Here is a 21,557-nt window from a genome sequence, read left to right on the forward strand (position 1 = left end):
CCGGCATATGAAGGGGGAACTCAATATGTTTAAGCACATTCTGCTTGCAGGAGACGGTTCCAAACACGCAATGAGAGCCTGTGAAAAGGCAGCCTACATTGCCTCGCGTATAGAGGGAGCTCATATTACACTCATTCACGTCGTAGACGATCTCCCGACTCGAACAGATGTGATGGATGAAGAAATGCGTCCCAGAGATATACCTTCACACCGAAAAAAAAGAATCGAATCAATGGAACATTACTTGCAGGGCAAAGAAGTGCCTTACGATGTCAAGCACATCTTTGGTGAGCCGGGTCCCGCGATCGTTCGAGAAGCGAACGAACATAAAGCGGATCTTGTTATTATTGGAAGCAGAGGCTTAAATCAGTTTCAGCAGATGGTGCTCGGAAGCGTTTCGCATAAGGTGGCAAAACGGGCAGAATGCCCTGTTATGATTGTTAAATAGGAGGATTATACATGCTGAATCAGGAACAAAAGCGGGAGCTGTTAGAAAAGGCAAAGGTTATTGCCGTAGTTGGACTTTCAGATAAACCGCACAGAACATCTTATCAAGTATCTGAAGCGATGCAAAAAGCAGGCTATAAAATCATTCCTGTTAATCCGACGATAGAGAATGCGCTGGGAGAACGTGCATTGACCTCGATCAAAGAGCTCCCTGCGGATGTCGATTTAGTAAACGTCTTTCGCCGCAGTGAATATTTACCGGAGCTGGCAGACGAATTTTTGCAGACATCTATCCCTGTATTCTGGGCCCAGTTGGGTGTTTTTGATCGTAAAACAGCTGAAAAGCTTGAAGAAAACGGAAAACAAGTTGTCATGGATTCCTGTATAAAAGTTGACCATGCTCTATTGGTCAAAAAGTAATATTGAGAATGTGTGTTCGCAATACCGTTTAACCGTCATATCTGCACCTCTTAATCGATAGATAGACAATCCCAATAATAAGCCTGGAGCGGGTAAAATGTCCTGTTTCAGGTTTTTTCCCGTTTCAGCCACGTAAAAGTGGCTGATAGATCCGCAGAATTTTTCTTGAAAATGCGTACATACGTTTGACAAGTGTTATGCCTTTGCGCTAATAATAGATACAGAGAAAGCCGTGATACGGAATGGAAAGTGTGGTAAAGTAAGACAGGCACAAGGACCTGCAGGAAAGGGGTTACGATCAGTGGCTAAACAGACGTTTGATTATAATGATGAAGCAATACAGGTGTTGGAGGGGCTTGAGGCCGTCAGAAAAAGACCAGGTATGTATATCGGCAGCACCGATCACCGCGGACTTCACCATTTAATATTTGAAATAGTAGATAACTCCGTTGACGAGATATTAGCGGGATATGGAGATAAAATCGAAGTGACGCTTCATAAAGATGATTCTGTGACGATTCAGGATAATGGACGAGGGTATCCAACCGGTATGCATGCCATGGGTAAACCGACTCCGGAAGTGATTTTAACGGTGCTTCATGCCGGCGGGAAATTCGGTCAAGGAGGCTACAAAACGAGCGGAGGTCTCCATGGTGTCGGAGCCTCGGTAGTAAATGCGCTTTCTTCAAAGCTCAAAGTTGTCATTCATCGGGACGGAGCTGTTTACGAACAGACCTTCCATAACGGAGGTAAGCCGGCAGAGACTCTGAGAAAAACAGGAGCGTCTAAAAAAACCGGCACAATCTTAACATTTAAACCGGATGAGGCAATCTTTCAACAGCGCAGTTTTCATTATGATACGGTCGCAGAGCGTCTTCGTGAAGCAGCTTTTCTTTTGAAAGGGATCGAATTGACGCTTCACGATGAGCGAAGCGGTGAAAAAGAGTCGTTTTTATACGAGACCGGTCTTGAAGCATTCGTTGACTATTTAAACGAAGGGAAGGAGACCCTTCACCACGTCGTGTCGATGGAAGGCACGCAGGATGAAATTGAGGTTGACTTTGCTTTTCAGTATAATGACGCTTACACCGAAAACATTCTTTCATTCGTCAACAATGTGAGAACGAAAGACGGCGGTACACACGAACTCGGTGTTAAGACGGCAGTCACGAGAACGGTTAATGAACATGCGAGAAAACTTGCTCTGTTAAAAGAGAAAGACAAAAACTTGGACGGAAGTGACATTCGCGAAGGATTTACGGGAGTTCTATCGGTCCGCGTGCCGGAGCACCTGCTTCAATTTGAAGGACAGACGAAGAGCAAGCTCGGCACTTCACAGGCACGTACAGCAGTTGATCAGGTAATCACGTCGCGGCTGATGTACTACTTGGAAGAAAATCCGGAATTCAGTAACGCTCTAATACGTAAAGCTGTACGAGCGTCCCAGGCCAGAGAAGCTGCACGAAAAGCACGTGAAGAAGCAAGAAGCGGGAAAAAGAACAAGCGGAAAGATGCTATGCTTTCAGGGAAACTGACTCCGGCACAGAGTAAAAATGCGGCTAAAAATGAACTGTATCTGGTAGAGGGTGATTCTGCCGGAGGCTCGGCCAAGCAGGGACGAGACCGCAAATTTCAAGCCGTCCTGCCTTTACGGGGAAAAGTAATCAACACTGAAAAAGCGAAGCTTGCGGACATCATGAAAAATGAAGAGATCCGCACTATTATTTATGCGGTTGGCGGAGACGTGGGCGCTGATTTTGATGTTACCAGCATTAATTATGACAAAATTGTGATCATGACCGATGCTGATACAGACGGTGCTCATATTCAGGTGCTTCTGCTTACGTTCTTTTACCGGTACATGCGGCCGCTGATCGAACAGGGCAAAGTATATATTGCACTGCCTCCTCTTTATAAGGTTAGCCGAGGTTCCGGCAAAAAAGAGAAAGTTGAATATGCATGGAATGAAGAAGGCCTTCAGGAGGCAATGAAGCTTGTCGGTAAGGGCTATACGGTTCAACGATACAAGGGGCTCGGTGAAATGGATGCGACTCAGCTGTGGGAAACGACGATGGATCCGGATACACGCACGCTCGTGCGTGTGACGCTGGATGACATTGCGCGCGCTGAGAAGCATGTATCGACCTTAATGGGAGATAAAGTCGAACCGCGAAGAAACTGGATTGAAAAACATGTTGCTTTCGGACTCGACGAAGAAAGCAACATTTTGGAAAATGATAGTCTGCATGTAACTGAGGAGGATTAGTTTTGGCTGAGAAAGAGCGATACCTCGACCTTCCGCTTGAGGAAGTACTCGGAGACAGATTTGGTAGATACAGCAAATATATCATTCAGGACAGGGCGCTTCCAGACGCTAGAGACGGACTTAAGCCCGTACAGCGTAGAATTCTTTACGCTATGTATGCAGATCGGAATACGTCAGACAAACCTTTTAGAAAGTCTGCAAAGACAGTAGGAAATGTGATTGGTAATTATCATCCACACGGAGATTCTTCTGTGTATGAAGCGATGATCCGTCAGAGCCAGCATTGGAAAATGCGAATGCCACTCGTGGAAATGCACGGAAATAACGGTTCTGTAGACGGCGATCCTCCTGCTGCTATGCGTTATACAGAAGCCAGAATGGCGAAACTTTCGGAGACGATGTTACACGATATTCACAAACAAACAGTTGATTTCATGCCGAACTTCGATGATTCGCAGGAAGAACCTGTTGTGTTACCGGCTCCGTTTCCAAATTTAATTGTAAATGGATCTACAGGTATTTCAAGCGGCTATGCAACCGATATTCCGCCGCATAATCTTGGTGAAGTTGTGGATGCTGCAATTATGCTGATTGACCGGCCGGATGCATCGATCGATAAGTTGATGGAGGCGATAAAAGGCCCTGATTTCCCTACAGGGGGGATCATTCAAGGCGTAGAAGGTATTAAACAGGCCTATGAAACAGGTCGCGGGAAAGTAGTTGTGCGAGGCCGGGCTGAGATTGAATCACTTCGAGGCTCCAGAGAACAAATTGTTATAACAGAAATTCCGTTTGAGATTAATAAAGCATCGCTCGTTAAGAAGATGGATGAGCTTCGCATTGACAAAAAGGTTGAAGGCATTGCGGAAGTGCGGGATGAAACAGACCGTACTGGCATGCGCATCGTCGTTGAATTGAAAAAGGATGCCGATGCAAAAGGTGTACTGCATTATTTGTATAAAGCGACAGATCTGCAGACGCAGTTCAACTTTAATATGGTGGCGATTGCAGATAAAACGCCAAGGCTTATGAGCTTAAAAACGCTCCTCGAAGCATACCTTGTCCACCAAAAACACGTTATTGTCCGGAGAACCAATCATGATCTGCAAAAGGCAAAGGAACGTGCACATGTGCTCGAGGGTCTTATCAAGGCAGTTTCTATTCTGGACGAAGTCATTGCAGTCATTCGGTCGGCCAACGACAAACAGGATGCCCGCCGCAAGCTTCAGGATGCCTTTAGCTTTTCGGAAGCGCAGTCTGAAGCCATTGTTATGCTCCAGCTTTACAGGTTGACGAATACGGACATCACAACGCTTGAAAAAGAAGCGCAGCAGCTTCGAAAAAATATCACTGCGTGGGAAGCGCTGCTCGATTCAGATAAAAAGCTGTCAGCAGAAATGAAAAAAGAACTGCGCAGCATAAAAAAAGAATTTGACGATGAGCGCCGAACAGACGTAGAGGCTCAAATCGAAGAAATTAAAATTGATATGGAAGTGCTTGTGCCTCCTGAAGATGTGCAAATCTCTGTATCGAAAGAGGGTTATTTAAAGCGGTCAAGCATACGCAGCTTTTCGGCCTCTAACGGAGAACCACCGTCAATGAAAGAATCAGACAGACTGCTTTTCAGCGGAGAAGTAAATACACAGGATACGTTGCTTCTGTTCACAAAAAGCGGCTCATATGCCTATCTTCCTGTTCACAAGCTTCCTGAAATGAAATGGAAAGACGCTGGCCAGCATTTGGCTAACGTTATTACTATCGACAGCCAGGACAGTATTGTAGCCGTGAGTGTGGTAAAGCAAATTAAAGAAGCAACAGGTTTTTATACGTTTGTTACGAAGAACGGTCTTATTAAGCGAACTCCAGTAAAAGAGTATGAAGCACAGCGTCATTCTAAGTCGCTGATGGCTGTTAAAGTAAAAAAAGACGATGAGCTTGTTCAGGTTTTAGAGACAGATGGGAGTACCGCTGTTACTATTGTGACACATCAGGGCTACAGCCTGTCCTTTCCTGAAAATGAAGTAAATCCAACTGGACAGCGTACAAGCGGAATGAAGGCGATCAATCTAAAAGAAGACGATACCGTTGCAGGGGTGAGCTCAAGTGACGGCAGCAGCTCATTGCTGATTGTGACAAGCCGCGGTGCTGTCAAACGAATGGCTTGGACAGTATTAGAAACCGGCTCGAGGGCGTCCCGAGGTGTGCGAGTCTTAAAGGAATTGAAAAAGAATCCACACAGGGTTGTGTATACTGCATCAGTCAACGGAACGGAAACGATAGTGATCCAGACAAAAGACGGAGCAGTCGTAGAGCACGACGTAGGCAAAATAAGAACGAGCGATCGCTATACCAATGGAAGTTTCATTGTAGATGTAGGCGCAAACAATGGCATTAACGACGTCTGGATATATCAAAAGTAGACCGGATAGGGGGAGGTAATAGAAGCTGCCTTCCCGTACTATCCATTGCTGATGAAATTTATTATCGTATAATAGTATACAGTAATATACCACTGTAAATATTTAATAAGCGATTAATCAAATTAATAAAAGGGAGGTTGAAATATGCCGTTTGGATACAGTGTTCATTTACAGAAAAAAGGGTACAAAACGATTACAATTGATGAGCATGTACGCTATTTAACTTATTTTTTCGCTTTCATCGATGCCAAATATAAGCGAAAAAAAGAGTTAGTAGAGATAACTCCGGCTGATATTAAAGACTTTTTACGCTCCAGAACTGACAGCAAGCCTCAGACGATTAATAAAATCATCAGTATAATGAAACGTTTCTTTGATTACGCATGGCATGAAGGAAAAGTAGCCGTTGATCCTGCACAAAAAATTGCTTATGTACCAATAGAAAAAAACTATCAAGACATTTTAACCTATGATCAGCTTTTAACAATGGAGGCTGCTTACTTAGCATCTGATGAACCGTTAAAGCGGAAATGCATATGTATTCTTACAGCAGCTGGATTAAGACCTGATGAATTTGCTATCAAGATGGATGAGATTATTACTGAAGCAGATAAAGTTAAGATATACGTCAGCAAGCCGTCACATGAACGAATTTTAACATTCGCAAATGAACGGGCTGACACATTGAACAAGTTTATAGAAACAAGACAAAGCTTTATATATTTATTGTCATCAACGGACCGCAGCGGCAAAGAGAAACCATTGCAGCGCATGACGCTTACAATAAACCTCCGAAAAATATCTGAGTACTTTCAAATGGAAACTCCGTTAACCACGAATGCTGTCCGAAAAGCGAAAGCACATTATTTACTTGAAATGATGACATATGAAGATGCGGCAGATGAACTTGGAATTGATAAGATCAGTTTAATGAAGCTGACAGCTGATTAAAATTTTATTCCGTCTCAATTTCTTAAGTATTCTTTAGTTTTGATACAAAATTTTAATTATTCCTTATTGGTTCGCATAATTTATATTATGTAAACTAGAATTAGATTTATAAGAGAGGGCAGTTTTGATCCCGCCCTCTCTGCTTTACTTTTCGTAAAATGCTTCGGGAATAGCTCCGAACGTGCGCTGATGATACAATAATGGCTTTTTGCCGGAATCTGCCGCTTCTTCTACTTTGCCGATTAATATCGTGTGATCACCAGCATCAATGGTTTGAAATACGCTGCATTCCAGCAGTCCGCTGTATCCAGCTATAACAGGCAGATCTCTGGATGATGTTTCCCAGTTTATCTGACTGAACCGGTCGGTACCTTTCGTTGCAAACAGCATACATACATCACCTTGATCAGCTGCTAAGGTGTGAACCGCGAAGCCTTTTTGATGAACAAACTCATCGTGTGTCGATACATTTTTATCAATCGCCCATGAAATAAGCATCGGATCCATTGACACAGATGTAAATGAATTAACCGTAAGTCCTATTGGTTCTTTTTCAGCAGTTGTTGCAGTGACGACCGTTACGCCGGTCGGATAATTTCCCATAATACTTCTAAATGTTGTCTGGTCTGCCATGATTGTCACTCCATTTCCGTCTCAATTTCTTTTTACCTACGTTTATACTTTATCATGATCCTTCATCGATTGCGAAGATCACGCAAGAGTGTTATACCATCTGGTGATCGTTCGCTGTTCAGCAGCAGGATCGTGTCTCGTCCGGGCTGTTTTTAAAGCGGCTGCTGAAAGTGCCTCATAAATATCTTTGTCCTGCAGGCTGATCAATGACCGTATGAATGACGGCTGATCCTGAAATACAAATCCATTATATCCGTGCCGAATGACGCCTTTATTGCCATCGATATCAGAAACTAAAGCAGGTCGCCCCGCTGCCATTGCCTCCAAAAGTGCAGAAGACTGCCCTTCACTTAGAGAGTAATTAATGACAGCATGATGAGAGTCGTACAATTCCTTCATATCCGACTGATCAACCGGCGGCATAACGGTCAGCCAGTCGAATTCGGCTTCCAGTTGATCAAGTTTGGTCTTTTCGTCTGTTTCCAATACTGGCCCTACTACTGTAAGAGTAAGCCCGTGTATCACCTCTCTTGCTTCTGCAACAGCTGTAACTGCTTCAGGGATTTGTTTGATACGTCTGATTCCCGCCGGGATCAATAAGTTAAACGGCGGAGGTGCTGACGCTGAGGATACGTCCACATAAGGGACCGATTGAGGCAGCACTTCTGTCTTGGCTTGAAACTCTTTAGGGATTTTCTGTTTCATATACTCGTCAAATACATGAATAAGCGATGCCCGCTGCAACACTTCTTTTACAATGAAGCGCCGGTCAGGATCGTTCAAATCGTTGTTAATATCCGTTCCCGTGATCGTAATAATGAAAGGGGTATCTATCGGAAGTGCTTGCAGGACCGGGTAAAATTTATATGCGTGAAATCCATGAACAAGCGCTGGCGCTTTGCTTTCTTTCTTGTCTATTTCCTCAGTGCTGTCCAGCTTCGTCACGCTGAAACCCGCTGATGCAGCAGCTTTTCCGATACGGTCTGCTGTTACTTTGTTCCCCCGCTGTACGTTGAGATGTGGAGCGGCGATCCATAACTGTCGTTTCAACTCGTCATTCCTCCATGCGAAAGACGCTGCAGTATATGCAGCGTCAGGCTAATTTACTATAAGGGACGTCTTCCCTCGTATCCATCCTTCGGATAATGATAAAAAGCAATACGGTCTTCGCCCTCTTTCCAGCAGAGCAAAATTTCTTTTTTCCCTTTAAACGACGGGAAATCTACGAGACCTGGTTCAATTCCCTTCAGCTGTGCCCCGCTGTTTTGAATATTTGATACGTGGAGCTGTGCCTGCATTTCAATAAACTCAAGCTGACATTCCAATTTAAACAAATAGCCGGTTTGAGTCGTGACGTGCTCCGTTTTATTATCTTTTATCGAATGATACACGTTCCATTTCTCATCAAACTCATCCTGAATCGATTTAAGCTGTTCGATTTCGCGCTTTATCATAGGAATTAGTCTGTTTGCCTGTTCGACGGTAAAATATTTTTTAGCCATTCCGGCACCTCCTGGTGTTTATATCCCGTCATACATCATACGTCCTGCATAGTGACCAGTCAGGAAAACGAGTACAGCGCCGACTACTGCCAGCAGGGCGAGCCCCCACCGAATATACGTGCTATCTTTGATAATATTGAATGCAATCCCGATATTAAGAATAATATAGGCAATCAGCGAGTACAGTGCGTACTGTTGATGAAGTCCTAAAAATTCTCCGACGGAATCACCGTAAATCTGGATAGCCGTTCCGACAGCAGCTTCACCGGACTGGTAGGAAATAATGCCACCAATTGTCCCGATCGTTACCACCCAGAGAGCTGCCCGGTCGTAAAACCACGGACGCCAGAGTGACAGCAGGACAAACAGGGTGCCTACGACCCATAACGCTACTGGAACATGTACAATAGCAGGATGTAATGGTTCAGGAATAATATACAAAACAACCACCTCTTAAACGTTGTGTTTAATCATTGTTCATGTTTTGTATATTCCCTATCTTGTGAGAAATAAAACATAATCAGGAAGCTTGTTTCCGCTGATGACGCCACATCATCCATTTAAAACGTATTTTGCATCCAATACAGTATCCACATAATGCAGCAGCTGATGCAGCTGTTACCATTAAAGCCGCGATCATCGCCCATACAGGGAGCCCCGCTGCGTACAAGATGGCAGACAAGCTAAGGAGGGTCAGCGCAATCGATTGATTGAACAGCATCTGAGCCTTTTCTTCCTCCGCCCATTTTTTTCTGGCACCGGCAATCTTCATAACTGGTTTAGCCAGCGGATTCCAGCGGAGCAGAACGATCGAGGCTGCCGGCAGTAATGCCGCAGCCAAATAGTAAGGATGGATAACGGCGCCTGCAAACGAACCAGCTGCAATGACTGCCTGCGTTGCTCGAACCACCGGCAGCGGGATGCCTTTCGACTGTTTCGTCATGAGATCACACCGTACTGTTTGAACGCCTGTACAATACCATCTTCATCATTAGTGCCGGTAATAAAGTCAGCATGCTCTTTCACTTCATCCTGGGCATTTCCCATTGCAATTCCTGCTCCGGCACGCTGAATCATTTTAATATCATTTAAACTGTCCCCGCACGCCATTACTTGAGCTATGTCCAAATTCTTGCGTTTTAAAACCTGTTCAATCGCATTTGCTTTATGAACACCTGCTGCATTTACTTCAATATTTAACGGATGAGAGTTGCTGATCTCCAATCCATCGTAGCGGTTTAACTCCTTTAAGATCGCTTCACGAACCTGAAAATCATCAAGATCATAGCCGAATTTAAGCCATTCTTCAGAGCCAATGTTTTCAGGCATTTCGCGCTTCCACACCTTTGACGTAGACGCCGCCCAATGCCTCGCATTATACGTTTGCTTCAACTCCCACATCACTTCAACAAGATCTGCTTTTAATGGTCTTCGGTCGACAAGCTCAGGTCCGGGAAACAGCCAGATCTCACTGCCGTTGCCTGTAATGATGTATTCATTCAGACCGAGTGATTTTGCATGATCCTCTGCTGCCGGCAGCGACCGGCCAGTGGCGATCATAACGTCAACGCCTTTTCGCGATGCCTCAACTATCGCAGACCTGGTTTTTTCTGATACGTGATCCTGACTGTTCAACAAGGTGCCATCCATATCGAGAACGGCAAGTTTAATCTCGGTCATATCCTCATCCATCTCCTTTTTTACCAATAAAAAAAGTACAGCACTACACCTGCGATAGCTGGTATAAAACCAAGGGCATAAAGCCCGATCAGCAAACCAAAATGCAGCTTTTGCTTCTTACGGTTATCATAGCCTTCATCTTCCGGATTTTTCGCGACTTGAATAGTCCAGACCAGCGCGATAATACAAATAATCAAAGCTGGAATAACATAGATCATCATATTTTCGGATGCACTCATATGAAGCTTCCTTTCTCTTCAGGAGCCGGCAGCTTCGCGAGCTTTCGTTCCAACACTATCAGCTGATTCGGATCGCTCAGCAGTTCCAGCCGTTCTTTCTCTTCATATAGCTGTTGCGCTACCGTATTACGGCACTGACTTGACAGCTCTTCCAGCCGTGAAGAAAGCTCCTTTTTTGCCTGCTGTTCCTGGCTGCTGAGAACGAGGGTTACGTTTTCTTCTGCTTCTTTCAGCAACGCCTCTTTCAGCTCTTTCGATTTATTTTGTTCGAAAAAATCGCGCTTTGATTTCACATATTTTTTATATGCTTCAGCATCGTCGACGAGCTGGATCGCAGGGAGTGCGGTATCAATCTGAACGGAAACCGGCGGCTGCTCGATTGAGATCCCTTCCAGTCGCGCCTTTAATTCCGCTTCATATTCCTCAAACCATCTTCTGACGATACGCTGAACCGCATAATCGAGCCTCACAGCAGCGGCCGTCCATTCCTGCCGCAGAAATTCTCTTCCGGAGGCTGCCCAGTGGCTGACAGCTTCTGTGAGTTCCTGTTGCAGCTCACGCTTGGATTCAGCCTGAAGTACAGAGACATTGACCGCTTCTCCGTAATAATCATTGAGCACGTACTGCATTCGTTTTCGCAAATAAAGAGCCAGCTGCTCCAGTTCTTTATTCGCATCACGGATCATGTACTGAAACGATTCGTGCTTTATCTCGTCAAGAGCAGCATTTACTTTTTCAGCGCGGCGGGAAGAGAGCAAAGTACGTTCCGGACTCTTCATAAGCCGGACGTATTCCGTCATTTCCTGTTCTGCTTCCCGAACTCGATCGTGCATCACGTCGACCGCAATCTGTCTGAGCTGTGCGATAATCTGATCATAGAAGTGAGCTTCAAACTGAGCAAACGAGTCATCTTCCAGCGAGCGGTCAAAAGCGCCGCGCGAGGAAACGCTGTATAGCACAGGGGCAGAAAAGCCTCCGCGTCTCAGCTGTGACACGACATGCTCTTCTACTTCACTGAGCTCGGCTTCGTCACGAGCCAGGTCGGACGCATTTAAAACAAAGTACATTTTATTGTCGGTAAACGATTGATTGATGCTGCTGAGCTGCTGTAAAAAGTACTCATCCGATTTAGAAAACGCATGGTTGTAATACGTAAGATAAAATATTGCGTCCGAGCGCTTTAATTGGTCATAAGCTACGTTCGTATGACGTCCATGTATCGAATTAACGCCCGGCGTATCCGTGAGAGTAATGCCCGCTTCTGTAAGTCTGCATGAATAGTATATCTGAATTTCTTTAATGAGGCATGCGGTCTGCTCAACCGCGGTATACGGCGCCAGGCTGTCTGTTTTTTCAACCTTTACAGTTCCTAGCAGATTCCCCTGTTCTCTTATTGCCGTCTGCAGAATTAATAAATAGTCTGCTGCTGTTTTTCTGCTCTTCGACAAATTCCCGAGAGAGCGGGCATTCCATTTAGGCAGTGAATCAATGTCCAGCTCCAGCTGCAGTGACTGAGCTACTGATTTTATTTCATCTGAAAGCTCCGTTCGATTTTTAAAAATAATCTCAGCAGCTCCATGCTGGTGATCGCCCTCCGGCTTCCGGACGGTATTTACTGTTGCTGTCGTTGGATGAGGGGAAACGGGCATGACAGCTTCCCCCAGCAGTGCATTTGCGAAGCTGGATTTGCCTGCGCTGAATGCTCCGAACAACGAAACGGTATACTCAGCTTTCGTCACCGCGTCTGCAGCCCTCAAAATCCGTTTTGCTGCGCGAGCCGTAATGACGGAATCAGTAAGCTCTTCTGCCCACTCCCGGGTGCGTTCTGCTTCTTGAACAGGCTGCTGCGTAAAGAGCCGTTCTTCGCTGAAGGAGACAGTCTGGCGCTTCGCACCCTCCGGCTTCACAGACAAATCAACGTCTTTCCAAATATCCTGATCATCTTTTGGTATCTCAGCTGAGGCTGTATCTGCAATCAAATCCCGCAACGGCTTTACAGCTCCAGAGCGCGGCTTATGAACTTTTGCCTGCTCAAGCAGCTCCATCTCCTTATCGTTGATAGATAAAATTTGCTGATGAAGCGACTCAATGGTTGAAAACTGATTCATCTTTTCAGCAAGGATGCGGCTTTCCTCTGCCATCTTTTCTTCCAATCCCTCAATGTAAAGCTGAAGCAGCTTGTCCGCCTGTCTTCTAACAGAAGAAACGATTTCGCTGTTCATTTGCTTGGAGAGGGTATACAAATATTCGCGGTTCACTGATTTAGACGTAACTTTATCTGCAATAAATGAAGGTTCAATCGTTATATCCAGCTTGTTCATTTCCTCAAGAAAGGTATCCTTATTTTGCAGGCTTCGCACTGGCACATTTCGGAAATAATCCTCGATGTAATAAAGCAGCTGGGACTTTAAATTGTCATTGATTTCAATGGTAAGCTGCCGCAGGCGGTTCTCTTGTTCTTCCTTCGTTTTTTTAGAACTGAACAGCAGTCCAACCTTAAAACCCGACTGTCTCGATTCTACGTAATTCTCTAATAGCTCCATTGTGTGATAAGGAAGCAGATGGACATTTTCATATAAACGTTTTAATGCATCTTCGTACTTTTCGGTTACATCGTCCGCAAAATGATCAAGCCTATCTTTTTCGAGCGCAAGGCTTTCTAATTCGAGTACATTTTCCTTCGTATAGCCTTTTTCCGCTGCCTGTTCATAAACTGCCTCACGCGCTTCCTCCATATCGTGGCGAATTCTCTCGGAAAGCGATTCGTAGAAGCCTTTTCGTAAAGCTGCCTCAGCGGAATCCGAAAACGAGCTGCTTTGTTGAAAAACGTTAAACAGCTTGGCACGCAGCTCGTCAAATTGGTTCAGCGGATGATCATGCACCTTCATTGACGTAAAATAAATAGCAGTCGGCTGAATATGCCAAAGCCGCAGCGTTTCTTCCACCTGTTCCAGAAATGCATTTGAGGACAGCTCCGCTTCATGATGTTTATCGACCTGATTGATCACCATAATCACCGGTTTAGCTGCCTGTGAGAGCTGCTTTAAAAAGTGCAAGTTCGTTTCTGATTGAACGTGGTTATAGTCCATGACGTAACAGACAGCGTCGGTTGAATAAAGCTGCTCCATCGTAACTGACGCATGAGTGGGGTCTGTGGAATCCACGCCCGGCGTATCCACGATTACCCCGTTCTCAGACAAAAAGGAAATGGGCGCTTTAATGCGGATATGCTCAATTCGTTTGCCGTCTCTGCCCCATTCTCCAATTTTATCCCACGGCAGCTCTTGGTTAAAACGCTTCAGTACGGCACCGTCAGGACCCGCAAGCTCAAGCGCAGTCTCGCCTTTCGCGATTTTGATAATATTTGCACTCGTTGGAATCGGACTCGTCGGCAGCACCTCGGCACCGAGCAGCCCATTAAGCAGCGTCGATTTACCTGCAGAAAAATGTCCACAGAACGCCAGCTCGAATATGCCGTTTTGCTGCTTGCTTTCTATTTTTTTCAGACGTTCCCGTTCCAGGTCCGTCAGTTCAAGCGTCATTTGTTCCAAAGCCTGTCACTCCCTCCATCGTGTTTCATCGGAACATCCGGGTCATCATCCGGGTGATATTGTCTTCGCCAAGCAGTTTGTTCAGCACAAAGAGAAAAATTGATTTGCGTCCGCATATGTACAGCGGCTTCGGATTCGTATGCCGGCCTATGTTCATTATACACGTCAAAAGCCCTGACTTCTCCGGACTTTTGCGAATTTCTGAGGCGTTAGCCGACAGTTTTTGTTCGAGTTTTCTGTAGGGACCTTTCAAGAGGGTCGCTTTGTCGACGCCTTTTTGCCATATACGTGAATGCATGCTGTCCAATTCAACGTAGACCGAGGCAATTTGCTGAGGCGATAATTCAATATGGAGGCTTCTGCTCATCCCGTAAAGAGCCGCTTTAGAGGCACCGTAAGCAGAGAGACCCGGGAATGCTGTCCTGCCGCTGATACTGCCGATATGAACGATCGCTGATGGGGAGGCTTCTCTGAGCAGCGGCAGCATTGTGCTCGACAACGCTGCCGCTGCCGTTACGTTCACGCGAAACTGATGCTCGAATCGATCCTCGCTGATTGACTCGAGGACACCTCCTTCACAGATGCCTGCATTGTGAATCAGCATATCCAATTTTCCTCTCTGCTCTTGAAGTGTATGAAACCAAGCTTGCCTGTCTGTTGAATGGGTCACATCTCCAATAAGTACCGTCACTCCGCAGGCTTTCAAGTCAGCTTGCTGGGCGGCGTTTCGAACGGTTGCATAGACGTCGTTTTCTTCAGCAAGCTTCATGGCCGCAAACCGCCCTAATCCGGACGAACAGCCGGTGATAAGGATCGTTCTGCCCTTCATAACGCATCTTCTCCTTTCACATGCTAAAATAGGTATCAGTCTATACGGAAAGGACTATCACTATGCCGGACATCGTACATAAATTAACAGGACCTGCTGCTTATTTGATGGTCCTGCTTTACTTAATCGACAGCGTGACTCCCCTCGAGATGTACGTCTTGTACGGGATTCTTGCGGCGCTGCTGCTTTTAATCAGCATGCTTTATATTTCGCTCCCTGCCCGCATCATCATCAGTCTGCTGCTGATAACCGGAGCGGTCCTTCACGTTCAGCTGTCTCTTCCATTCACTGTTTGGATCGAAAGCTTCTCGGCTAATGTTAACATTCTTGGACTCTTTTTGTTCGTACCTATCATAGGCTGGTACATGAGCTATACCGGATATTTGGAAGATTTAAAGCAAGTCATCGTCAAACGAGCACGGGAAAAAGGGTCAAAACCGTATCGGACCAGTTTTTTCCTGATGCTGACAACCGGCATGCTGCTTAACTTTGGAGCAATCTCTTTGATCAGGCAGATTGCTGATGAAAGCTTCCAGTCTTTTCATCCCAAAAAACTGACAGTTCACTTAATGAGAGGGTTCGCAGCGTGCATGCTTTGGTCACCCTATTTTGTCAATATCGGCCTTGTGCTGTCCATTTTTCACGTGTCATGGTTTTCTATTGGCTGGGCTGGATTGAGTCTCGCGGTGATTTACAGCATATCTGCTGGTCTCTTCTTAAAAACGTTGCGCTTTACCCATGATCCTCCTTCCGTAAATGATGCAGAATCAGGACGAAAAGCAAGCCTTCTGCCTTTGCTGCGCTTTGCGGCAATTTTTGTCACCTTATCGCTAACCTGGTATGGACTTGCGGAACAGTCAATGATTGCCATTGTCAGCTGGCTGGGACTGCTCGTTCCGATGATCTATGCAAGCCTGAAAGGAGAACTTTCTGGTTTTTTCCGCGAATCAGCCGGTTACATAAGCAGTGCCTTTTCCAGGTTGAAAAATGAAATCGCAGTGTTTATTGCAGCCGGCTTCTTTGGAACCGCGCTGTCGTTCACTGAGACAGGAGCAGTTGTCACAGAAGTTCTCCTCGATCTGACCGGAGGATCTGTTCTGCTGCTGAGCTTTATGATCATGGCAGCTACTGCGGTGCTCGCCATGATCGGAATCCATCCCGTCGTGATTATTATCGGCGTGGGCGGATCTCTCAACTATGAAGCAGCAGGGATGAGCGCTGAATATGCAGCGATGCTGCTCGTGCTGAGCTGGACATGCGCTACCCAAATTTCTCCGTTCTCAGGTCAAATGCTGATGACAGCGAGATTGATCGGTGTGCGCCCAATCGAGCTGTCAAGACAGAATGCTCTATTTGTCACAGCAAGCGCCATCGCCTCCGGATTTTTGCTCTACTCATTTCACGCATTCAATCTTCTGTAACCGAAAAAGGCTGTCTCATCGATTGATGTGAGACAGCCTTTTTACCGTTTACGCTTTTTCCACGAGCTCATACTCTGAATGACGCAGGACGGTTCTTGGCTTCGTTCCGTCTGCACCTCGCTTTTCCAGCTCAATCGAAATTGAATTGGTATAGGGAGAGATCACTTTTGCAAGTTCTCCTTTATATTCACCTGCAGTAACAAGCACCTGGTCGCCTGACTGCACTAATACTTCCTGCTGTTCTTCCGACATTCCGCTTTCCCCTTTCCTTTTTGACAGTAATCATTGCAAATAATACCTTCTATCCAGGCATAAATCAACCGTTTACGTTCTGGAGCTCGAAATCGTCATCGCATCAAAATTCAGCTTCGCACCGGTCTTTGAAAGAAAATCCAATCCGATGATTCCGTCTGCTTCCATCGGCTGCAGTTCAGCCCTGTAGCCGCTGACTTTCAACGGGCCGATGCTGAAAGCTTCCAGCACAGGATTATCAGTAAGGGACTCATTGAGAACGGTTTTTGCGGAACCGGTATCGATCATGACATGAATAGTGCGATACTCGCCTTCTATTTTCAGACGGGCTTCGGTGTAAATTCTTCCGCCTTCCAATGTCAGATGTTTCATGGTGTCATCCTTTCTATCAAAACGTAATAAACCTTTTCCAGTTTCTATTAAATCAGAAACGAGCTTCTATTTCACCTATTAATGTGCCGGAAATGCAAATCCGTTTATTTTTGAGTATCCGGCACTGTATCAAACTGGATTTTCTGCTGTTTGTTGTTCCACGTCAAACGGGCCTGAAAGGTCGTTTCTCCTCGCTTAAATCCTTTGATCAAGTCCGTGCTCCCGGAACTGAGCAGCTTTTTAATCTGTGCTCTAGGGATAGATTTCTGAAGAATGGTTTTGGAGATCGTAAACGTACAGTTGCTTTTTTTAAAGTTTGAACAGCCGACAAATGCGCCGTAATCAAGGGCGGCTCCGCCGCAGAGCGGGCATGCACCAGCTCCGGCCGGTTTTTTAGCTGTTTTTTTAGCAGTCCGCTTTGAGCCTGCTTTTGGAAAGGGATGACGTTCCGCCTGTTTCGGCACCGTCTCAACAAGGTGGCGTACAAAAGCAGTCACCTGCTCAATGAAATAGGCAGACCCTTTTTCAGCTGCGCCAATTTCTTTTAATCGTTTTTCCCACTTTGCTGTCATTTCGGGTGAGGCAAGAAGCGTTCCAGCTACCGCAGCGGCCAGCGCCCGCCCCTTATCGTCGACATACACATTATTTTGACTGACGTGAATATAGCCCCGCTGCTTCAACGTCTGAATGATCCCTGCTCTCGTGGCCTCTGTGCCGATTCCCTCAGTCTCCTTTAAAACAGACGCGTCTTCTGCGCTCAGCAGTTTCCCGCATGTTTTCATTAACGTGATCAAATCACCTTCTGTGTAGCGTTTAGGGGGCTGCGTCTGTTTTTCAACTGTTTCTACGCTCTCAACCTGTACCTCTTCGTTTTTCTGGAGCGGCGGGCCGCTGCGATCCTGCGATTTCACAGGCAGCACCTTGCGCCAGCCTTCATCGATAATCGTTTCAAAGCTGGAAGCATATACAGCTTGACTGGAAACGGTCGTCTCCACTTTCTTGGTGTCAGAAAGCCGTGGCGGATAGTGCGCAGCCAGCACCCGCTTCACGATCATATCGTAGAGCTTGCGTTCATCAGGAGAAAGCTTATCGGGCCCTGGCACTTCTTCTGTCGGGATAATGGCGTAGTGATCCGTAACCTTTTCCGGTTTAACACAGCGCTTGTTCGACCGCAGGCTTTTTAACGGAAGCGGGAAATAAGCTGCATAGTTTGATTGTTGTTCCAGCTGAACGGCAGCTTTTTTAACGGTTTCCGCTTCTTCTGCAGGCAAATAGGGAGAATCCGTCCGCGGATAAGAAATATGACCTTTCGTATACAGCCGCTGAGCTGTATCCAGCGTCTTTTTAGGTGCAAATTTAAATGCCTTATTTGCCTCAGCCTGCAGTGAGGAAAGCGTATAAAGGAGAGGATGGGGGATACGCTTCTGTTTTTCTTCAAGCTTGGTTACTCTGCCAGTTGCTCCACGATCTGCAGAAGCTTCTGTCTCAGCTTGCTGTTGGTTTGAAAATGCATAGCTTCCATCCTTCGTTTTCAAGCGGCCCCGGTACGAACCTGCGGCTGCCTGAAAACACGCTTCCACTTCCCAGTACGTTTCCTGCTGAAACGATTCCATTTCTTTCTCACGCTCGTCTATCATACAAAGGACAGGCGTCTGCACCCTTCCAAGTGAGAATACGTCCGTCGAACCGGACTGTTGGAACAGCAGCGTATACAGCCTCGAGGCGTTCATTCCGACAAGCCAGTCCGCATAGGCTCTGCTGACAGCTTCTTCATACAGCGGATAGGTTTCCTGGTCATCCGTCAGCTGCTTAAACGCCTGACGGACAGCTCCTGGAGTGAGTGACTGCACCCAAAGCCGTTTCAACGGTTTTTTTACACTAATTTGATCAAGAATGAGACGGATGATCGCTTCCCCCTCCCGTTCTGCATCTCCTGCATGAATAATCAGCGAGATATCAGACCGGCGCACAAATCGTTCAATTACTCGAAATTCTTTAAAGCGTTTCACTTTGTATTCGAATCTCTCCGGAATCATAGGAAGCGTCTGAAGCGACCACCGCTTCCAGTCGCTTCGGTATCCGTCCGGCGGAATCGGTTCGACCAAATGACCCAGAGCCCATACGACAGCTGCCCCCTCCGGAAATTCCGGAGAGGGTGGCAAGAGCAGATGGTCCTTCTGACGAACCGGCTTAAATGGTGCAGCGAGTTTGGAAGCCTGATCCGGCTTCTCTGCAATAATTAAATACATAGGCGCCTCCCGAACGTACGTTTGACATTAGTATACCGATGAACGGGGGCATGCGCAAGGTTACGAATCCGATCGTTTTTCAGTAAGTCCGGGAGTCTGAGTAATCCGCTCTTCTTTCATCAGTTTACCAAGACCGCGTTTAAATGCCGCTTTACTCATCCCAAAAGCAGCTTCAATTTCTGCCGGAGTCGATTTATCGGTGAACGGCATTTGACCGCCCCGCTGTTCCAGGATCTCCATTATTTTTTCAGCATCCTTTGCCTGAGCAGCGGTGCGTTCATCACGAAGCGTTACATTAATTGTGCCATCTTCTTTAACGTCGATGACGCGAGCTTCTAAAAGCTGGCCTAAACGAGGGGCAAACACAAGCTGGCTGTCATGAATAAATGCCCGCACACCTTCCTCTGTCACCATTGCACAGCCTGCTTCTTTGATGGAATACACGTGCCCCTTTACCGTTGTACCGTACCATTTACGGTCTGCTTTATCACGCTCAGCATCGATCACTGCTTCATAGACAGGCAGCGCTTTTAAGCGTCCTTTACGGTCGTGTCCGAGACAGACAAACAGCTTATCCCCTTTTGCCGGCCAGCGCGTTTTATCTTCCGGGAGATCATCCTTTGATACGAGAATGTCTTTTTCAAGCCCGATGTGCACAAATACGCCGGCATCGATCGCTGATACGACGTAAGCCCAGTCATAGGCTTCTGTCGTAATCGTTGGGATATTCATCGTGGCCTGCAGTTTGCCCGCCTTCGTTTCGTAAACAAAAATGCGTACTTCTTTACCTACCGGTCCTGTAATTTCTGCTTCAGGAAGCAAAAATTCCTGACCCCCCGCTGACACGAATACCCCTTGTTTCGTATGCCGGACAAATTCCGCGTTATGGACGGATCCGGATATCGGTTGCTGATTCATAATTGGCCTCCTGTAAAGTCTGATTGCTGCGTGAACGCAAAAAGAAAAGAGCCAAATTTCGCGAACTAGCGTCGCAGAAGCACCGGCTCTTTCCTGACGTTCCAATTAAATAAGCAGATTAAACAGATCTTCATCTTTATTGATTTCTATATAAGCAAACCCTTTTTTGTCCATTCTGTCAATAAGTGAACTGTAATCTTCCCGATATTTTAATTCAATTCCACACAATACCGGTCCTTTATCACGATTATTCTTCTTCGTGTATTCAAACCGGGTGATATCATCAGTCGGCCCGAGCACATCAATAAGAAATTCGCGAAGAGCACCGGCTCGCTGCGGGAAGTTGACGATAAAATAATGCTTGAGCCCCTGATGGATCATCGAACGCTCTTTCACTTCCTGCATACGGTCAATGTCGTTGTTACCGCCGCTGACGACACATACAACGGCCTTGCCCCGGATTTCATCACGATACTCGTCCAGTGCCGCGATAGAAAGGGCGCCGGCAGGCTCTGCTACGATCGCATTCTCGTTGTATAGATTGAGCATGGTAGAACAAACATGACCTTCCTCTACCAGCGAAATACGGTCTACAATCCGCTTCGAGATATCGTACGTAATCGAACCGACTGTTTTGACAGCTGCACCGTCCACAAATTTGTTGATTTTAGCGAGCGACGTAACCGCTCCTCGTTCCAGCGACGTCTTCATACCGGGAGCACCGGCAGGCTCTACGCCAATAATTTTAGTAGAAGGGGAAATCTCTTTAAAGTAGGTGCCGACACCTGAAACGAGACCTCCTCCGCCGATTCCCATAAATACGTGGGAAACTGGAACGTCAATGTCTTCTAAAATTTCCATTCCTACCGTGCCTTGGCCTGCGATGGTCCGGACGTCGTCGAATGGATGGATAAATGTCATATCCTCTTCCTGTCTGAGCTGATCTGCGGCGGCATATGCATCGTCGAACGTATCACCTGTGAGCACAACATCCACAAACGGCTCGCCGAAAAACTCGACTCTCGACACTTTTTGACGTGGCGTTGTAGACGGCATAAAAATTTTCCCACGCACGCCGAGTGCTTTACAGGAGTATGCGACACCCTGCGCGTGGTTACCCGCACTTGCACAAACGACTCCCCGCTGCAGCTCCTGCTCGGATAGTCCCTGCATTAAATTGTAGGCACCGCGCAGTTTAAACGACCGGACGACTTGGAGATCTTCCCGTTTCAGATAAACATCTGCTTCATATTTATCAGAAAGAATAGCATCCCGCTGAAGAGGCGTTTTCACCACTACATCCTTCAACGCTTGATGCGCCACCAAAATATCTTTCACCTGCACGCTCTGTTCGGTCTTTTCCATGGCAGAAGCTCCTCTTCGTTCAAAATATTATGACTAATCTTA

20 protein-coding genes are annotated in these 21,557 nt (G+C 46.3%); 6 read left to right on the forward strand and 14 right to left on the reverse strand.

Going from position 1 to position 21,557, the window contains the following annotated elements; genetic code table 11:
* Positions 1–25 precede the first annotated feature (25 nt).
* From ACFO4L_RS03960 to ACFO4L_RS03980, 5 genes are all read left to right on the forward strand, one after another.
* Positions 26–448, forward strand: coding sequence for a universal stress protein (locus tag ACFO4L_RS03960; RefSeq protein ID WP_377908357.1), 423 nt, complete (start codon positions 26–28; stop codon positions 446–448).
* 11 nt (positions 449–459) lie between these two features.
* The gene (locus ACFO4L_RS03965; RefSeq protein ID WP_377908359.1) at positions 460–867 is read left to right on the forward strand and encodes a CoA-binding protein; all 408 of its coding nucleotides are present in this window, start codon (positions 460–462) and stop codon (positions 865–867) included.
* Positions 868–1,168: 301 nt separating this feature from the next.
* Positions 1,169–3,133 carry a DNA topoisomerase IV subunit B gene (gene parE, locus ACFO4L_RS03970; protein WP_377908361.1) on the forward strand — a complete coding sequence of 655 codons (1,965 nt, stop codon included), beginning with the start codon at positions 1,169–1,171 and terminating at the stop codon, positions 3,131–3,133.
* Between the two features lie 2 nt (positions 3,134–3,135).
* Positions 3,136–5,553 carry a DNA topoisomerase IV subunit A gene (parC, locus tag ACFO4L_RS03975; RefSeq protein WP_377908363.1) on the forward strand — a complete coding sequence of 806 codons (2,418 nt, stop codon included), beginning with the start codon at positions 3,136–3,138 and terminating at the stop codon, positions 5,551–5,553.
* A 144-nt stretch (positions 5,554–5,697) separates the two neighbouring features.
* Entirely contained in the window at positions 5,698–6,504 is an 807-nt protein-coding gene (locus ACFO4L_RS03980) for a tyrosine-type recombinase/integrase (protein ID WP_377908365.1), read from the forward strand.
* 144 nt (positions 6,505–6,648) lie between these two features.
* Here ACFO4L_RS03980 and ACFO4L_RS03985 read toward each other — a convergent pair whose 3' ends face one another.
* The 9 genes from ACFO4L_RS03985 to ACFO4L_RS04025 all read right to left on the reverse strand — a co-directional run bounded on the left by ACFO4L_RS03985 (position 6,649) and on the right by ACFO4L_RS04025 (position 14,938).
* On the reverse strand, positions 6,649–7,137 hold the full coding sequence (locus ACFO4L_RS03985) for a flavin reductase family protein (protein ID WP_377908367.1): 489 nt from the start codon (positions 7,135–7,137) through the stop codon (positions 6,649–6,651).
* A 78-nt stretch (positions 7,138–7,215) separates the two neighbouring features.
* Positions 7,216–8,187 (reverse strand): glycosyltransferase family 4 protein, encoded by a 972-nt coding sequence (locus tag ACFO4L_RS03990; RefSeq protein WP_377908369.1) that lies wholly within the window; start codon positions 8,185–8,187, stop codon positions 7,216–7,218.
* A 56-nt stretch (positions 8,188–8,243) separates the two neighbouring features.
* Positions 8,244–8,639 carry a DUF2203 domain-containing protein gene (locus ACFO4L_RS03995; protein WP_377908371.1) on the reverse strand — a complete coding sequence of 132 codons (396 nt, stop codon included), beginning with the start codon at positions 8,637–8,639 and terminating at the stop codon, positions 8,244–8,246.
* Positions 8,640–8,657: 18 nt separating this feature from the next.
* On the reverse strand, positions 8,658–9,080 hold the full coding sequence (locus ACFO4L_RS04000) for a DUF2231 domain-containing protein (RefSeq protein WP_377908373.1): 423 nt from the start codon (positions 9,078–9,080) through the stop codon (positions 8,658–8,660).
* A 79-nt stretch (positions 9,081–9,159) separates the two neighbouring features.
* A complete protein-coding gene (locus ACFO4L_RS04005) occupies positions 9,160–9,582 on the reverse strand; it encodes a DUF4395 family protein (RefSeq protein WP_377908375.1) in 423 nt (140 codons plus the stop codon).
* Positions 9,579–10,319: a Cof-type HAD-IIB family hydrolase gene (locus ACFO4L_RS04010; RefSeq protein WP_377908377.1), complete on the reverse strand. Its 741-nt coding sequence runs from the start codon at positions 10,317–10,319 to the stop codon at positions 9,579–9,581. Before ACFO4L_RS04010 ends, ACFO4L_RS04005 begins: the two co-directional genes overlap by 4 nt.
* A gap of 20 nt (positions 10,320–10,339) precedes the next feature.
* Positions 10,340–10,558 (reverse strand): hypothetical protein, encoded by a 219-nt coding sequence (locus ACFO4L_RS04015; RefSeq protein ID WP_377908379.1) that lies wholly within the window; start codon positions 10,556–10,558, stop codon positions 10,340–10,342.
* Positions 10,555–14,100 (reverse strand): dynamin family protein, encoded by a 3,546-nt coding sequence (locus ACFO4L_RS04020; protein ID WP_377908567.1) that lies wholly within the window; start codon positions 14,098–14,100, stop codon positions 10,555–10,557. The genes ACFO4L_RS04015 and ACFO4L_RS04020 overlap by 4 nt, the downstream gene beginning before the upstream one ends.
* Before the next feature lie 34 nt (positions 14,101–14,134).
* Positions 14,135–14,938, reverse strand: a complete 804-nt coding sequence (locus ACFO4L_RS04025; RefSeq protein WP_377908380.1) for an SDR family NAD(P)-dependent oxidoreductase — start codon at positions 14,936–14,938, stop codon at positions 14,135–14,137.
* A 62-nt stretch (positions 14,939–15,000) separates the two neighbouring features.
* Between ACFO4L_RS04025 and ACFO4L_RS04030 the strand changes: the two genes are divergently transcribed.
* On the forward strand, positions 15,001–16,359 hold the full coding sequence (locus ACFO4L_RS04030) for a hypothetical protein (RefSeq protein WP_377908382.1): 1,359 nt from the start codon (positions 15,001–15,003) through the stop codon (positions 16,357–16,359).
* Positions 16,360–16,407: 48 nt separating this feature from the next.
* Here ACFO4L_RS04030 and ACFO4L_RS04035 read toward each other — a convergent pair whose 3' ends face one another.
* From ACFO4L_RS04035 to ilvA, 5 genes are all read right to left on the reverse strand, one after another.
* The gene (locus tag ACFO4L_RS04035) at positions 16,408–16,611 is read right to left on the reverse strand and encodes a KOW motif-containing protein (protein WP_377908383.1); all 204 of its coding nucleotides are present in this window, start codon (positions 16,609–16,611) and stop codon (positions 16,408–16,410) included.
* A 72-nt stretch (positions 16,612–16,683) separates the two neighbouring features.
* Positions 16,684–16,983 carry a pepsin/retropepsin-like aspartic protease family protein gene (locus ACFO4L_RS04040; protein WP_377908384.1) on the reverse strand — a complete coding sequence of 100 codons (300 nt, stop codon included), beginning with the start codon at positions 16,981–16,983 and terminating at the stop codon, positions 16,684–16,686.
* A 104-nt stretch (positions 16,984–17,087) separates the two neighbouring features.
* Positions 17,088–19,232: a type IA DNA topoisomerase gene (locus ACFO4L_RS04045; RefSeq protein ID WP_377908385.1), complete on the reverse strand. Its 2,145-nt coding sequence runs from the start codon at positions 19,230–19,232 to the stop codon at positions 17,088–17,090.
* Positions 19,233–19,292: 60 nt separating this feature from the next.
* Positions 19,293–20,150, reverse strand: coding sequence for a CvfB family protein (locus tag ACFO4L_RS04050; RefSeq protein ID WP_377908386.1), 858 nt, complete (start codon positions 20,148–20,150; stop codon positions 19,293–19,295).
* A 105-nt stretch (positions 20,151–20,255) separates the two neighbouring features.
* Entirely contained in the window at positions 20,256–21,515 is a 1,260-nt protein-coding gene (gene ilvA / locus ACFO4L_RS04055; protein WP_377908388.1) for a threonine ammonia-lyase IlvA, read from the reverse strand.
* Positions 21,516–21,557: the final 42 nt, after the last annotated feature.

The organism is Bacillus daqingensis (assembly GCF_042654445.1).
In the GTDB taxonomy this organism is placed as follows: Bacteria; Bacillota; Bacilli; order Bacillales; family Salisediminibacteriaceae; genus Alkalicoccus; species Alkalicoccus luteus.

Bases quoted from the DNA above. Each gene is read 5' to 3' on its own strand.
- ACFO4L_RS04025 (WP_377908380.1), bottom strand. From the start codon at position 14,938: ATGAAGGGCAGAACGATCCTTATCACCGGCTGTTCGTCCGGATTAGGG.
- ACFO4L_RS04010 (WP_377908377.1), bottom strand. From the start codon at position 10,319: ATGACCGAGATTAAACTTGCCGTTCTCGATATGGATGGCACCTTGTTG.
- ACFO4L_RS04035 (WP_377908383.1), bottom strand. From the start codon at position 16,611: ATGTCGGAAGAACAGCAGGAAGTATTAGTGCAGTCAGGCGACCAGGTG.
- ACFO4L_RS04050 (WP_377908386.1), bottom strand. From the start codon at position 20,150: ATGAATCAGCAACCGATATCCGGATCCGTCCATAACGCGGAATTTGTC.
- ACFO4L_RS04030 (WP_377908382.1), top strand. From the start codon at position 15,001: ATGCCGGACATCGTACATAAATTAACAGGACCTGCTGCTTATTTGATG.
- ACFO4L_RS03965 (WP_377908359.1), top strand. From the start codon at position 460: ATGCTGAATCAGGAACAAAAGCGGGAGCTGTTAGAAAAGGCAAAGGTT.
- ilvA (WP_377908388.1), bottom strand. From the start codon at position 21,515: ATGGAAAAGACCGAACAGAGCGTGCAGGTGAAAGATATTTTGGTGGCG.
- ACFO4L_RS04045 (WP_377908385.1), bottom strand. From the start codon at position 19,232: ATGTATTTAATTATTGCAGAGAAGCCGGATCAGGCTTCCAAACTCGCT.
- ACFO4L_RS04005 (WP_377908375.1), bottom strand. From the start codon at position 9,582: ATGACGAAACAGTCGAAAGGCATCCCGCTGCCGGTGGTTCGAGCAACG.
- ACFO4L_RS04040 (WP_377908384.1), bottom strand. From the start codon at position 16,983: ATGAAACATCTGACATTGGAAGGCGGAAGAATTTACACCGAAGCCCGT.
- ACFO4L_RS03960 (WP_377908357.1), top strand. From the start codon at position 26: ATGTTTAAGCACATTCTGCTTGCAGGAGACGGTTCCAAACACGCAATG.
- ACFO4L_RS04015 (WP_377908379.1), bottom strand. From the start codon at position 10,558: ATGAGTGCATCCGAAAATATGATGATCTATGTTATTCCAGCTTTGATT.
- ACFO4L_RS03985 (WP_377908367.1), bottom strand. From the start codon at position 7,137: ATGGCAGACCAGACAACATTTAGAAGTATTATGGGAAATTATCCGACC.
- ACFO4L_RS03980 (WP_377908365.1), top strand. From the start codon at position 5,698: ATGCCGTTTGGATACAGTGTTCATTTACAGAAAAAAGGGTACAAAACG.
- ACFO4L_RS03995 (WP_377908371.1), bottom strand. From the start codon at position 8,639: ATGGCTAAAAAATATTTTACCGTCGAACAGGCAAACAGACTAATTCCT.
- ACFO4L_RS04020 (WP_377908567.1), bottom strand. From the start codon at position 14,100: ATGACGCTTGAACTGACGGACCTGGAACGGGAACGTCTGAAAAAAATA.